Origin of the sequence: Kosakonia sp. MUSA4, assembly GCF_013085925.1 — a bacterium.
Taxonomy (GTDB): domain Bacteria; phylum Pseudomonadota; class Gammaproteobacteria; order Enterobacterales; family Enterobacteriaceae; genus Kosakonia; species Kosakonia sacchari_B.
In genome coordinates this window covers 2375316-2390059 of sequence record NZ_CP025697.1, presented here as the reverse complement: position 1 = coordinate 2390059, position 14744 = coordinate 2375316, and the positions used below count along the sequence as shown (strand labels likewise).

General features: G+C 55.7%; 12 protein-coding genes. 8 read left to right on the top strand and 4 right to left on the bottom strand.

Annotated elements, in window-relative coordinates; translation table 11 throughout:
• Positions 1-4: 4 nt before the first annotated feature.
• The gene (locus C0557_RS11420; protein WP_208658515.1) at positions 5-916 is read right to left on the bottom strand and encodes a LysR family transcriptional regulator; all 912 of its coding nucleotides are present in this window, start codon (positions 914-916) and stop codon (positions 5-7) included.
• A gap of 499 nt (positions 917-1415) precedes the next feature.
• On the opposite strand from C0557_RS11420, the gene C0557_RS11415 reads away from it, so the two are divergent.
• Positions 1416-2735, top strand: coding sequence for an MFS transporter (locus C0557_RS11415; protein WP_208658514.1), 1320 nt, complete (start codon positions 1416-1418; stop codon positions 2733-2735).
• 14 nt (positions 2736-2749) lie between these two features.
• Positions 2750-4222 carry an amidase gene (locus tag C0557_RS11410; RefSeq protein WP_208658513.1) on the top strand — a complete coding sequence of 491 codons (1473 nt, stop codon included), beginning with the start codon at positions 2750-2752 and terminating at the stop codon, positions 4220-4222.
• Positions 4223-4377: 155 nt separating this feature from the next.
• Here C0557_RS11410 and C0557_RS11405 read toward each other — a convergent pair whose 3' ends face one another.
• Positions 4378-5220 carry a haloacid dehalogenase-like hydrolase gene (locus C0557_RS11405; RefSeq protein ID WP_208658512.1) on the bottom strand — a complete coding sequence of 281 codons (843 nt, stop codon included), beginning with the start codon at positions 5218-5220 and terminating at the stop codon, positions 4378-4380.
• Between the two features lie 261 nt (positions 5221-5481).
• Here C0557_RS11405 and C0557_RS11400 point away from each other — a divergent pair, with 261 nt between their 5' ends.
• A complete protein-coding gene (locus tag C0557_RS11400; protein ID WP_253073833.1) occupies positions 5482-5829 on the top strand; it encodes a hypothetical protein in 348 nt (115 codons plus the stop codon).
• A gap of 80 nt (positions 5830-5909) precedes the next feature.
• Here C0557_RS11400 and nifJ read toward each other — a convergent pair whose 3' ends face one another.
• Both nifJ and C0557_RS27655 read right to left on the bottom strand, forming a co-directional pair.
• A complete protein-coding gene (gene nifJ / locus C0557_RS11395) occupies positions 5910-9410 on the bottom strand; it encodes a pyruvate:ferredoxin (flavodoxin) oxidoreductase (protein ID WP_371813251.1) in 3501 nt (1166 codons plus the stop codon).
• A complete protein-coding gene (locus tag C0557_RS27655) occupies positions 9355-9486 on the bottom strand; it encodes a hypothetical protein (RefSeq protein ID WP_371813250.1) in 132 nt (43 codons plus the stop codon). Before C0557_RS27655 ends, nifJ begins: the two co-directional genes overlap by 56 nt.
• 323 nt (positions 9487-9809) lie before the next feature.
• Here C0557_RS27655 and nifH point away from each other — a divergent pair, with 323 nt between their 5' ends.
• From nifH to C0557_RS11370, 5 genes are read left to right on the top strand one after another with little or no spacing between them, the layout of a single operon-like run.
• Entirely contained in the window at positions 9810-10691 is an 882-nt protein-coding gene (gene nifH, locus C0557_RS11390) for a nitrogenase iron protein (RefSeq protein WP_208658509.1), read from the top strand.
• A gap of 27 nt (positions 10692-10718) precedes the next feature.
• On the top strand, positions 10719-12167 hold the full coding sequence (gene nifD, locus C0557_RS11385) for a nitrogenase molybdenum-iron protein alpha chain (protein WP_074779463.1): 1449 nt from the start codon (positions 10719-10721) through the stop codon (positions 12165-12167).
• A gap of 55 nt (positions 12168-12222) precedes the next feature.
• Positions 12223-13785: a nitrogenase molybdenum-iron protein subunit beta gene (gene nifK, locus C0557_RS11380; RefSeq protein WP_134350318.1), complete on the top strand. Its 1563-nt coding sequence runs from the start codon at positions 12223-12225 to the stop codon at positions 13783-13785.
• A 40-nt stretch (positions 13786-13825) separates the two neighbouring features.
• Positions 13826-14044, top strand: coding sequence for a putative nitrogen fixation protein NifT (gene nifT, locus C0557_RS11375; RefSeq protein ID WP_043953580.1), 219 nt, complete (start codon positions 13826-13828; stop codon positions 14042-14044).
• Between the two features lie 11 nt (positions 14045-14055).
• Entirely contained in the window at positions 14056-14718 is a 663-nt protein-coding gene (locus C0557_RS11370) for a NifB/NifX family molybdenum-iron cluster-binding protein (protein ID WP_208658508.1), read from the top strand.
• The last annotated feature ends 26 nt before the right edge of the window (positions 14719-14744 follow it).

The window sequence follows — 14744 nt, the reverse complement described above, 5'->3', positions numbered from 1 at the left end:
CACCTCAGTATTGGAACGACCCATTCTGCCTGTCAATTTGTTCAGCCAGCATTTGATGGAAGATACGCGTCGCCATCGACAGCGTGCGCTGGCGCGGCAGGCAAAGATCCACTTTCACCGTGCCCATCAGCGGATCCGCCAGCGGCACGGCGACAAAATCCTCGTGCCCGGTGGTGTCGTTAACGTTCAGTTGCGGCAGAATTAACAGCGCCAGCCCTTGCCGCGCCAGCGCTTTCTGCACTTCCAGCGAACTGGCGATATAACACAAATCAAAATGCAAATTCTCCCGCCGGGCGGCGGATTCGAGCAGTTGCCGCACCGCATAGCTGGCAGGCGGAATAGCCAGCGGATGACGCGCAAGATCGGTGAGCCTCAGCAGGCTTTTCGTCGCCAGCGGATGGTGCGCCGCCATCAACACCTTATGCTGCAACGCACAGTAGTGCGTCACCTGCAATTCCGCGCTGACCGGCATATAAAACGCCAGCGCCACATCGGCCTTACCGCTTATTAATTGCTCGGCGACATGCGGCGCACTGCCAATATCAATGTCAAACGAAACCGCAGGATAACGCTGGCGGAAGGTGCAGATAACCGGCGCGATAAACGCGGCGATCAGGCTCTCAGCCGCGCAGATACGCACCGTGCCGGACACCACGCTTTGCGTACTGGAGATGCGCTCTTTCACCGCATCCAGTTCGCGTAAGGTGGCATCCACGGCCTGGGCGAGAAACTCCCCTTCCCGCGTCAGTTTGATACCGCGCGGCGTGCGCTCGATCAGCGGCGCGCCATAGTGGTGTTCCAGAATATCGATTTGCCGCGTGACAGCGCCCGGCGCGACAAACAATTTATCGGCGGCATCACGCAACGAACTGGATTTCGCCACCTGGCTAAAATAGCGCAGCGCGCGTAATTGCATATTTTCCCCTCCCTGTATTGCCGTTATTACACCCTTTGCCACCTTATTACGCCGGTGTTCAGATTGACAAATCAGCCGGGCAATCATTTATTTTTTCTTCGCCTCTGCACTGTAAACAGGCACGACGAACAATAATCGTGCAAAAACAGGATTGGTTTTTATCTTGCAGGGAGAAAAAACAGTTTAATAATCATCAGGATGATATATATTTTGCGAAAAATATTTCGCGCACTGCTAACGAAATGAAAGCACAGTTTAAGTGCAGAGCCGGGATGGTTATTTTCTCGCGATCAATACAGATCGTCAGATAAAAACAATAAACTAAGAAAATTCAAGAAATTAGAGAAAGTAATACTATTTTCTTATTTATATTGCCCGCCCTTCAGTGAGCACATTTTTTACGCACTGCTCCTGCACAATTGTGATAGTGAACATTATCTGTGCTTGTTATATCTCAGCCATGTTGTTAATTCGTCTCAACCCCTGAGGAAGACTGTTTATGGCAAACGAAATAAATCCCGCAGCTACGCCGCCAAAAGCGACGCGTAAAGAAGTGATCGCCGTTGTACTGGGTGCCGCCGTCGAGTTTTTTGATTTCAGCGCTTACGCCACCTTTGCCGTGATGATCGGCCATGCTTTCTTTCCCTCGGATAATCCGTTTACCAGTTTGTTATTATCCGTTTCGGTATTTGGCATCGGCTTTATTGTCCGCCCGCTGGGCGCCATTTTTATTGGCAGCTACGCCGACCGCGTTGGGCGCAAACCGGCAATGTTATTAACCATGGTATTTATGACCATCGGCACCGGCGGCTTAGTCTTCCTGCCGGGATATGAAACCATTGGCATGGCCGCGCCGGTTTTACTGGTACTGGTGCGCATGTTGCAGGGGCTGGCCTGGGGCGGCGAAGCGGGCCCGGCAACCACGTTTATTATGGAAGCCGCGCCCGCGGGCAAACGTGCCTTCTACACCAGCTGGCAGATTGTCGCCCAGGGTCTGGCAGGCATCAGCGCGGGCGTGATTGGCTATACGCTCACGGTATTGCTGTCACCGCACGATCTCGCCGCCTGGGGCTGGCGCGTGCCGTTCGCTTTCGGACTGCTGATCCTGCCTATTGCCCTCTACCTGCGCCGCAATCTGCGCGAGACGTATCAGTCTGACAACAGCGAGGCCAGCCACTCCACCGGCAGCCTGCTCGGCGAAGTGGTGAAGAACTATCGCGGGCTGGTACTGACCGGGATTTTTATCCTCTCCGGCAGCACCATTACCCAATATTTCCTCAACTATATGACCACTTACGCGCTCAACGAACTGGCGTTTACGCCGGGCAGCGCCATGGCGTCGACGATTCTGATTGGCGTCTGCGTGGTGGTCTTTTCGCTGGTCGGCGGCTGGATGGCGGATCGCGTTGGCAGAAAGATGACCATCATCGCCCCGCGTCTGATCCTGCTGCTGTTGTTACTGCCGGGGCTTGAGATCATCAACACCTGGCGCAGCGAAATGGTGTTTTACAGCGTGATCACCGTCTTTGCCGCCCTGCAATGCATCAGCGGTTCCGGCGTGCTCGTCGTGCTGTGCGAAAACTTCCCAAAATATGTGCGCTCTACTGGCTTTTCTATCGCCTTCGCCTTTGGCATTACGCTGTTTGGCGGCACCGCGCAGATTGTCTTTTCATGGCTGATCAAGGTCACCGGCAACCCGGTTTCTCCCGGTTACTACCTGATTGCCGCCAATATTCTCTGTCTGGCCGCCACCGTCATGCTGAAAGAGCGTAAAGCTTCGCAGCCTTTGCTGGCGCGTCGTCGCACCACCGTTCAGTAATCAAGGAGGAAACAATGAAAACCGTCATGAACTGGCAAGAATGGGCATCGCACGATGCCACTGCGCTGGCAGAACGGGTGCAACAAGGTGAGATCAGCGCCGCCGAACTGGCGCAGCAGGCGCAGGCCGCCGTCAGCCTGATCAACCCGCAAATCGGTTCCGTGGTGGAACTGTTTGATGATGCGATCGCCGCGCCGCAGACCGATGGCACGCGGCTCGACGGCCCGTTTCGCGGGGTGCCATTTTTGATGAAAGATCTCGGCCCCGGCGTGAAAAACCGTCTGCAGGAGCAAGGCTCGAAATTTATGCAGGGCAACCGCCCGGCGGAAGATGCGTTTCTCACCACGCAAATCCGCGCCGCCGGGCTGAACATTATTGGCCGCACCACTACGCCGGAGTTTGGTGTTTGCGGCTCGGTGGAAAACCCGGAAGTTTATGTGACCCGTAATCCCTGGAACCCGGCCTATACCACTTTCGGATCGTCGGCCGGTTCTTGCGCCTCGGTGGCGGCAGGAATTGTACCGCTGGCGCATGCCACGGACGGCGGCGGCTCGATTCGCATCCCGGCGGGTTCCCACGGGCTGATTGGGCTAAAAAGTTCGCGCGGCGTGTTATCCATCGCCCCGGCGCTCTCCGATATCACCGGGTTTGTTTCCACGCAGGGTTGCGTCAGCCGCAGCGTTCGCGACACCGCGCGGTTTATCGACAGTTGCCGGGGCGGCGCGCCGGGCGAGTTTATGCCCTTCTGGGAAAGCAAACAGCCCTACAGCGAGATGATTAAGCACGATCCTGCCCCGCTGCGTATTGCCGTCTCCCACGAGTGGGGCAACTACCGTTCCGATGCGCATTTTGTCAGCGAGCTGGAGCGCACCGTGCGTTTGCTGGAAGAGCTGGGCCACCACGTTGAATGGGTGACACCGCAGGTTGATTTCGCGCAGGCATTTGAGGCGCAAACCACCTGCTATATCAGTAATTTTGCGCAGTTTATTCAGCGTCTGCTGGAGAAAAAAGGGCTCAGTTCACCGCCGGAGGCGCTGGTGGAACCGATCAACATTCGTCTCTGGCAGAAAGGCATTGATATGTCCTACAGCGAACGCTGGAAAATGCAGGACGCTTTTAACACCGTATCGCGCGATTTGGGGCGTTTTTTCCAGCAGTGGGACATGATCCTGACGCCGACGTTCTCCAAACCGACGCCGATGCTGGGCGAGAAAAAATACCTGACGCTGAGCGATAACCCGGACGTGATGGATTGGTTCTACACCCTGTGGGATATCTTTTCTTACACCCCGCTCGCCAGCCTGACCGGCACCGCCGGGATCTCAATCCCGCTCGCCTGGCAGCAGTCCGGCATTCCACTGGGCATGCATTTTCAAACCCGCCAGGCCAACGACGGCCAGTTGCTACAGCTCGCCGCCCAGCTTGAACGCGCGCTCGGCGGCAGCTTTATCCGTAACAACCTGCCGCAGGTGCATGTGAGCCGGTGAATGCAGTCTGGTTGATTGGGTATTCATTCAGCAACATGCCCGGTGGCGCTACGCTTACCGGGCCTACAGATACCGCGGTCTAAGTAGGCCTGATAAGCGTAGCGCCATCAGGCATGGATCAGAACACCCTGACGGCGCAGCAAGCATTAGATGGATTATTTACTCAACAGCTCTTTCTTGGCGTACTTACGCTTAAACAACTGCAGTAGCCCTTTTACCGTGACATCTAACTGGCTGCCCTCTTCATAAATGGCAGGTACGACATAATTGGCGCGTTCCTCTGCTATTAATTTTTCAACTTTTCCCTGCGTTTTTGCTGTCTTCCATTTCTCCTGATCAAAAACGGCAAGTGAGACACCGCCCTGATAGCGGACCATTTTCATTGACGGAATATCCGTATCGCCATCGCCGAAATAAATCATTCGCTGAAACGGTATCTCTCGCAGTTCAGGCTCGATAAATCTGTTTACCGCTTCATTATCCCAGGAATTATCAATCCCTTTATTTATGCGAAAAAGAAACTGTGTTTTTGTCGTGTAATTAATCGCCTGGGCGGGCCAGATAGCTGAAGTGCCCTCTGCGGAATAGTGATATTTACAGGCGAAAATCATGCGAAACTTGTCACCAATTGCCGTTCCGCGAATCATCGCATCCAGCCCGCTGGAGATAATGTAATGCGAGAGTTGCAGCCCGTTGTCATCCGCATATTTGTTAATCCGGTCAAACCAACCCGCGACCCCAGGATAGAGCGGAATGGATTTACCATGCTTTTTGAGATTATTGACGCTCAGTTCATCTGGATTTGTCTGAGCTGCCTTTTCAACCAACAACCCAAGATAAGAAAGAATTTCATCGCCATCATTTTCTGCTGCGCGTTGTTTGACCTCCTGCCAGAATGCGCCAACATTCTTGATCCCCAAAGCAGGCATAAGGCCGTGTTGCGCACAATCTCCGTCAGCCAAAGTGCCATCAAAGTCATAAACCAATGCACACTTCATAATATGTTCCTTATAACCCAATGAAAGTACAGTTTATCTATTTTCGTCTCATCCTGGTGGTCTTTAAACTCCGGAGGAAAGATGGGTGGGGCTTAAGGCAATTCAGGACACAAAAGAATATCTGATAACCATAGAACAAAGCATAATTGTGGACCAGAGAATAGCAGCGAATTATTTGATTTAATATATGGAGTTACAGGGATGGTTATCAGGACGATCATTACCATTATCATCGCCGCTTTTTCCTGGCCTTACGTGAAAATGGAATTCGCAGGCAGTGCTTATTACACGCAGAACGACGAAAAAGAGTATGCGTTCTACACGCCAGATCTGCTGAAGCGAATGCCCCGCATCTCCGACAGCTACACGTTTCAGTATATGAATATCAGCGGCCCTCAGGCTTTTGTGTATGGCATTCGGTTTGAAGATACGACCGATATGCAGAAAATTCGTGAGTATTTGGCCGCTGCGGGTTACGAACCGCAAACACAATGTGAAACAAAAGCGGAATGCTGGCGAAGCGGGCAATCGAAAGATGTGGTCACGCTCTACAACACCAGATCCCCCAATAACGTCGTGGTGCAGATATACCGGAATACCAAAAAATAACGCCATGCGTATTACTGCATGGCGTTTCTTCGTTATCCCAATCCCCGGTAAGCGCAACATTACCGGGGAGAATTTATCGTTTACTCCCCCGCCATTCGCTGATACTGCGCGAAACGCTGCTTTGCGTCCTGTTCGGTTTGCTCGAAGAGTTGATCCGCCAGCTCCGGCGCAGTGCGGCCCAGCGAGGCGTAACGCACCTCGCCCATCAGGAAGTCGCGGAAGCTCTCCTCCGGTTCGTCGGAGTCGAGAATAAACGGATTCTTGCCCTTCGCCATCAGCTGTGGGTTATAGCGCCACAGATGCCAGTAACCGGAATCCACCGCGCGTTTTGCTTCGCGCATACTGCAACCCATCCCGGCTTTCAGACCGTGGTTGATACAGGCCGCATAAGCGATCACCAGCGACGGGCCAGGCCACGCCTCCGCTTCGGCAATAGCCCGCAGCGTCTGGGCTTTATCCGCGCCCATCGCCACCTGCGCGACATACACATTGCCGTAGCTCACCGCCATCATGCCGAGATCCTTTTTGCGCGTCCGTTTGCCTTCGGCGGCAAACTTGGCAATCGCCGCCACCGGCGTCGATTTCGACGACTGCCCGCCAGTGTTGGAGTACACCTCGGTATCAAACACCAGGATATTCACATCCTCGCCGGAAGCCAGCACATGATCGAGGCCGCCAAAACCGATGTCATACGCCCAGCCGTCGCCGCCAAAAATCCACTGCGAACGTTTAGCGAAATAGTCGCGGTTCTGGTACATGCGGTTCAGCAGCGGATCGTCGCCCTTCTCCTGCGCCAGCAGCGCGCTCAGTTGCTCGCCGCGCTCGCGCGTACCTTCACCGCGATCTTTGCTCTCCAGCCACTGGCGCAACGCCTGCTGTAATGCTTCGCTGTGCGGCGCAGCCAGCGCGTCCATCGCATCACTGGCGAGTTGTTCGCGCACCGCGCGACCGCCGAGCATCATCCCCAGACCAAACTCGGCGTTATCTTCAAACAACGAGTTAGCCCACGCCGGGCCTTGCCCTTTATGGTTGGTGGTCCAGGGAATTGACGGCGCGCTGGCCCCCCAAATCGACGAACAACCCGTAGCATTCGCGATCATCATGCGATCGCCAAACAACTGCGTCACCAGCCGCGCATACGGAGTTTCGCCGCAGCCCGCGCAGGCACCGGAAAACTCCAGCAGCGGGGTTTCAAACTGGCTGCCTTTGACCGTGGTTTTGTTGAACGGATTGCTTTTGGGCGACAGCGCCAGCGCATAATCCCACACCGGTTGCATCGCTAACTGGCTCTCCAGCGGCTGCATCGTAAGGGCTTTGCCCTTCGCCGGGCAGATATCAGCGCAGTTGCCGCAGCCGGAACAATCGAGCGGCGAAATGGCCAGATGATAGTCGTACTCTTTCGCCCCCTGCGCCGCTTTACTCAACAACGCGACCGGCGCAGCCTCGCGCTCTTCCTGATGCAGCAGCGCCGGGCGAACGGCGGCATGCGGGCAGATAAAGGCGCACTGATTGCACTGGGTACAGCCTTCGGGGTTCCACACCGGCACCTGCAACGCAATGCCGCGTTTCTCCCACGCCGCAGTTCCCGTCGGGAATGTTCCGTCCTCCATACCGACAAAGGCGCTGACCGGCAGTTTGTCGCCGTTCTGCCGGTTCATCGGTTCGAGGATGTCGCGGATAAAATCCGGCATCATCCGCGTCTCTTCCACTACGTCATCTTCCAGCGTCGCCCAGCGTTCCGGCACCATCACTTCCTGAATGGCTTCCATCCCCAGATCAATGGCGGCATTGTTCATATCCACCACTTTTTGCCCTTTGCTGCCGTAGGATTTCTCGACCGCCTGTTTCAGATAATCAGACGCCGCTTGCGGATCAATAATCCCCGCCAGTTTGAAGAATGCCGACTGCATCAGCATATTAAAGCGCCCGCCCAGCCCCAGCTTGCGGGCGATATCCACCGCATTGAGGGTGTAAAAACGGATCCCTTCGCGGGCGATATAGCGCTTCATACTGTTTGGCAGCCGCGCTTCCAGCTCTTCACCAAACCAGGTGCAGTTCAGCAGGAAGGTACCGCCAGAGTTCAGCCCTTCCAGCAGATCGTACTTATCGACGTAGGATTGCTGCGAGCAGGCGATAAAATCCGCGCGGTGGATCAGATACGGCGAGGTAATCGGCCGTTCGCCAAAACGCAGATGCGAAACGGTAATGCCGCCGGATTTTTTCGAATCGTAGGCAAAGTAGGCCTGCGCATACATCGGCGTTTTATCACCGATGATCTTGATGGCGCTCTTGTTGGCGCTGACCGTACCGTCGGAACCCAGCCCCCAGAATTTACAGGCGGTGATCCCCTCGCGGGAAACGTGGACCTCATGCGAAGGCACCGGCAGCGATGTGTGCGTCACATCGTCGAAAATCCCCACCGTAAAGCCATCTTTCGGCAGCGGTTTTTTCAGGTTCTCAAACACCGAGACAATATGCCCCGGCAGCACATCTTTACCGCCCAGCGCATAGCGCCCGCCAACAATCAGCGGCGCGTCATGCTGGTGATAAAAGGCGTTTTTCACATCCAGACACAGCGGTTCCGCCTGCGCGCCCGGCTCTTTGGTGCGATCGAGCACCGCAATACGTTTAACGCTTTTCGGGATTTTGGCGAAGAAGTGCGACAGCGAAAAAGGCCGGAACAGATGCACCGTCACCAGGCCGACTTTTTCACCGCTGTCGATCAGCGCGTCCACCACTTCGGAAATGGTGTCGCATACCGAACCCATCGCCACAATAATCTGATCGGCATCTTCAGCGCCGTAGTAATCAAACAGGTGGTATTCGCGCCCCGTCAGGCGATAGATGTCCGCCATGTAGTTTTCGACGATCTCCGGCAGCGCATCGTAGTAGCGGTTGGCCGCTTCCCGCTCCTGGAAATAGATATCGGGGTTTTGCGCGGTACCACGAATCACCGGATGATCCGGGTTCAGGGCGTTGCGGCGAAAGCGGTTCAGCGCGTCGGTATCCAGCAACGGCGCCAGATCGTCATACTCCAGCACTTCGATTTTCTGGATCTCGTGAGAAGTACGAAAACCGTCAAAGAAGTTAATAAAAGGTACGCGGCCTTTAATGGCAGAAAGGTGCGCCACCGCCGAGAGATCCATCACCTGCTGAACGTTGCTCTCCGCCAGCATCGCGCAGCCGCTCTGGCGAACCGCCATCACATCCTGATGATCGCCGAAAATGTTCAGCGAGTTAGTTGCCAGCGCGCGGGCGCTGACGTGAAACACGCCGGGCAGCAGCTCACCGGCGATTTTGTACAGATTGGGGATCATTAACAGCAGCCCCTGCGAAGCGGTATAGGTGGTGGTCAGCGCCCCGGCCTGCAACGCGCCGTGTACGGCACCAGCGGCGCCCGCTTCCGACTGCATCTCCATTAAACGCACCGGCTGGCCAAACAGGTTTTTCTTGCCGTCAGCCGCCCACTGATCGACGTTTTCCGCCATCGGCGTTGAGGGGGTAATGGGGTAAATCGCGGCGACATCAGTAAAGGCATACGAAATCCATGCCGCTGCCGCGTTGCCATCCATTGTTTTCATCTTTCCGGACATTGCTCATTCCTCGACTGTAAGAGGTCATCTCCCTACAGCCGTTGCACAGCCTGTGCCAGCTCATTTATCCCTTTATAAACAAAGCATTACCGGCAACCATGCCAAAACGGTTGCATGAAACAAGACAGTGGACGCGACATCCTGTTGAACTGCCGACAAAGTGTCGCACCGGCGTGGGTGGTACCCCGACGTACAGAAACGATGTGCGGAATTGTTCTGTTTCGAACAATTGGTAAGGCGATTGTTTACTCTTTGTCCCTCTTTTTGCGACAGCGAAAACACCAATACCTTTAAAATCAACAAATTAAATGAAATGGCACGGCTGGTATGTTCCCTGCACAACAGAGTGAGGCAATTGCCACTCACACAACCAACAGGAGAAACACCATGACCATGCGTCAATGTGCCATTTACGGCAAAGGTGGTATCGGTAAATCCACCACCACGCAAAACCTGGTCGCCGCGCTGGCGGAGATGGGCAAGAAAGTAATGATCGTCGGCTGCGACCCGAAAGCAGACTCCACCCGTCTGATCCTGCATGCGAAAGCGCAGAACACCATTATGGAGATGGCGGCTGAAGTCGGTTCCGTGGAAGATCTGGAGCTGGAAGATGTGCTGCAAATCGGTTACGGCGATGTGCGCTGCGCAGAATCCGGCGGCCCGGAACCAGGCGTTGGCTGTGCCGGTCGCGGGGTGATTACCGCCATCAACTTCCTGGAAGAAGAAGGCGCCTATGTTCCCGACCTCGATTTCGTCTTTTATGACGTGCTGGGCGACGTGGTGTGTGGGGGTTTCGCCATGCCGATTCGCGAAAACAAAGCGCAGGAGATCTACATCGTCTGCTCCGGCGAAATGATGGCGATGTACGCCGCCAACAACATCTCTAAAGGCATCGTGAAATACGCCAAATCCGGCAAAGTGCGCCTTGGCGGGCTGATCTGTAACTCCCGTCAGACCGACCGCGAAGATGAGTTGATCATGGCGCTGGCAGAAAAACTCGGCACCCAGATGATCCACTTCGTGCCGCGCGACAACATCGTGCAGCGCGCTGAAATCCGCCGTATGACGGTGATTGAGTACGATCCGAAGTGCAACCAGGCCAACGAATACCGCACGCTGGCGAACAAGATCGTCAACAACACCAAAATGGTCGTGCCAACGCCCATCACCATGGACGAACTGGAAGAGCTGTTGATGGAATTCGGCATTATGGATGTGGAAGACACCAGCATTATCGGTAAAACCGCCGCAGAAGAAAACGCGGTTTGATGCACGCCCGCCTACAGGAAGACGACTATGAGCAATGCAACAGGCGAACGTAATCTGGAGATCATCCAGGAAGTGCTGGAGATCTTTCCGGAGAAAACGCGCAAAGAACGCAGAAAGCACATGATGGTGAGCGACCCGGAGATGGAAAGCGTCGGGAAATGCATCATCTCCAACCGTAAGTCGCAGCCCGGCGTAATGACCGTGCGCGGTTGCTCTTACGCCGGTTCTAAAGGGGTGGTATTCGGGCCGATCAAAGATATGGCCCATATCTCCCACGGCCCGGTCGGCTGCGGTCAGTACTCCCGCGCCGGGCGGCGTAACTACTACACCGGCGTCAGCGGTGTGGATAGCTTCGGTACGCTCAACTTTACCTCCGATTTTCAGGAGCGCGATATCGTGTTTGGCGGCGATAAAAAGCTGACCAAACTGATTGAAGAGATGGAGACGTTGTTCCCGCTAACTAAAGGGATCTCCATTCAGTCCGAATGCCCGGTCGGCCTGATTGGCGACGACATTGAAGCCGTTGCCAACGCCAGCCGCAAAGCCATCAATAAACCGGTTATTCCGGTGCGCTGCGAAGGTTTTCGCGGCGTTTCCCAGTCACTCGGTCACCACATTGCCAACGACGTGATCCGCGACTGGGTGCTGGATAACCGCGAAGGCAAGCCGTTTGAAGCCGGTCCTTATGACGTGGCGATTATCGGCGATTACAACATCGGCGGCGATGCCTGGGCGTCGCGCATTTTGCTCGAAGAGATGGGCCTGCGCGTGGTGGCGCAGTGGTCAGGCGACGGCACGCTGGTTGAGATGGAGAACACGCCGTTCGTCAAACTCAACCTTGTGCACTGCTACCGCTCAATGAACTACATCTCCCGCCATATGGAAGAAAAACACGGTATTCCGTGGATGGAGTACAACTTCTTCGGCCCGACCAAAGTCGCCGAGTCGTTGCGCAAAATCGCCGATATGTTCGATGACACCATTCGCGCCAACGCCGAAGCGGTGATCGCCAAATATCAGGCGCAGAACGACGCCATCATCGCCAAATACCGCCCGCGTCTGGAAGGCCGCAAAGTGCTGCTGTATATGGGCGGTTTACGTCCCCGCCATGTGATTGGCGCTTATGAAGATCTGGGGATGGAAATTATCGCTGCGGGTTATGAATTCGCCCACAACGATGACTACGACCGCACCCTGCCGGACCTGAAAGAAGGCACCTTGCTGTTCGACGATGCCAGCAGTTATGAACTGGAAGCCTTTGTCAAAGCGCTGAAGCCGGATCTGATCGGCTCCGGCATCAAAGAGAAGTACATCTTCCAGAAAATGGGCGTGCCGTTTCGCCAGATGCACTCCTGGGATTACTCCGGCCCCTATCACGGTTATGACGGCTTTGCCATCTTCGCCCGCGATATGGATATGACGATCAACAACCCCGCGTGGGGCCAGTTGACCGCGCCGTGGCTGAAATCCGCCTGATTTTAATCCTGCTATCCCGTCTGTTCACCGATTTGTGGCGCGGGAGGAGAACACCATGAGCCAAAGTGCTGAGAAAATTCAAAACTGTCATCCGCTGTTTGAACAGGATGCGTACCAGATGCTGTTTAAAGATAAGCGGCAACTGGAAGAGGCCCACGATCCGGCGCGCGTGCAGGAGGTCTTTCAATGGACCACTACCGCCGAGTATGAAGCGCTTAACTTTCAACGCGAAGCGCTGACTATCGATCCGGCCAAAGCCTGCCAGCCGCTGGGTGCGGTACTGTGCTCGCTGGGCTTTGCCAATACCCTGCCGTATGTTCACGGCTCCCAGGGGTGCGTGGCCTATTTCCGCACCTATTTTAACCGTCACTTTAAAGAGCCGATTGCCTGTGTTTCTGACTCGATGACGGAAGATGCGGCGGTTTTCGGCGGTAACAACAACCTGAACACCGGGTTGCAGAACGCCAGCGCCCTCTACAAGCCGGAAATCATTGCCGTCTCCACCACCTGTATGGCGGAGGTCATCGGCGACGACCTGCAGGCGTTTATTGCTAACGCCAAAAAAGACGGCTTTATCGACGCGGCGATCCCGGTGCCTTACGCGCACACGCCAAGCTTTATCGGCAGCCATATCACCGGCTGGGACAATATGTTTGAGGGCTTCGCCCGCACCTTTACCGCCGATTACAGCGGGCAACCGGGTAAGTTACCGCGTATCAATCTGGTCAGCGGATTTGAAACCTATCTCGGCAATTTCCGCGTGCTGAAACGCATGATGGAGCAAATGGACGTGCCGTGCAGCCTGCTTTCCGATCCTTCCGAAGTGCTGGATACCCCGGCTGACGGGCATTACCACATGTATGCGGGCGGTACGACCCAGCAGGAGATGCGCGAAGCGCCTGACGCTATCGACACCCTGCTGCTGCAACCCTGGCAACTGGTGAAAACCAAAAAAGTGGTGCAGGAAAGCTGGAACCAGCCCGCGACCGAAGTGCAAATCCCGATGGGGCTGGCCGGCACCGACGAGCTGCTGATGACGGTAAGCCAGTTAACCGGCAAAGCCATTCCGGATAGCTTAGCGCTGGAACGCGGTCGGCTGGTGGACATGATGCTCGACTCCCACACCTGGCTGCACGGCAAGAAATTCGGCCTGTTCGGCGACCCGGATTTTGTCATGGGGCTGACCCGCTTCCTGCTGGAACTGGGCTGCGAACCGACGGTGATTCTGTGCCATAACGGCAGCAAACGCTGGCAGAAAGCGATGAAGAAAATGCTTGAAGCCTCGCCGTACGGTAAAGAGAGCGAAGTCTTTATCAACTGCGATCTGTGGCATTTCCGCTCGCTGATGTTTACCCGTCAGCCGGACTTTATGATCGGCAACTCCTACGCCAAGTTTATCCAGCGCGATACGCTGGCGAAGGGTGAGCAGTTTGAAGTGCCGCTGATCCGCCTTGGGTTCCCGCTGTTCGATCGCCACCATCTGCACCGCCAGACCACCTGGGGTTACGAAGGGGCCATGAGTATCCTCACCACGCTGGTCAATGCGGTGCTGGAGAAAGTCGACAGAGAGACCATCAAGCTCGGCAAAACCGACTACAGCTTCGATCTTATCCGTTAACCATTACAGCCCCGCCCTGCGCGGGGCTCAGGGAGGCACTATGCCGGTCGTTACTATTCGCCAGCGCGGCGCGGATCTCTACTGTTATATCGCTAAACAGGATCTGGAAGCGAAAATCCTGGACATTGAGCACGACTCCCCGGAACGCTGGGGCGGAGCAATTTCTCTTGAGGGCGGTCGCCGCTATTACGTCAATCTGCAACCCGGACGGCCCTCATTTCCCATCAGCCTGCGCGCCACCCGCGACGCCCTGGTATAAGGAGATGAGTCATGTCCGACAACGATACCCTTTTCTGGCGGATGCTGGCGCTGTTTCAGGCGCTGCCGGAACTGCAACCCGCGCAAATCATGGCGTGGCTGACTGGCGACTGCGATGAGGCGCTGACGCCGGAGCTGCTGGCCTCGCTGGATCAACGCCAGCTGGAGCAGCGCTTTCCGCATGAGGAAGCATTAATGTCCGCCGGGCGCTGGGCGCGGGTAAAAGCCTGCCTGAAAGGCGATCTGCCTGCCCATTTGCGCGTGATCGATCACGCCGCGCGTCGCCCGCAGTTGATTGTCGCCTTCTGTTCGCAGGATGGGCTGGCAATCAACGGCCATTTCGGCCAGGGGCGGCTGTTTTTTATTTATGCCTTTGATGACCAGGGCGGCTGGCTGTATGACTTACGCCGTTACGCCGCCAGCCCGCAGGACAAAGAGCCCAACGAAAGCCGCGCGCAACTGCTCGGCGATTGCCATCTGCTGTTTTGCGAAGCGATTGGCGGCCCCGCCGCTGCCCGCCTGATCCGCCACAATATCCATCCGATGAAAGTCGCCCCCGGCCAGACCATTAGCTCGCAGTGCGACGCCATCAAAACGCTGCTCAACGGGCAGCTGCCGCCGTGGCTGGCAAAACGCCTGGAGCGTGCCAACCCGCTGGAAGAACGGGTGTTCTGAATTCATCCCCTTCGGGGGATTTTTTT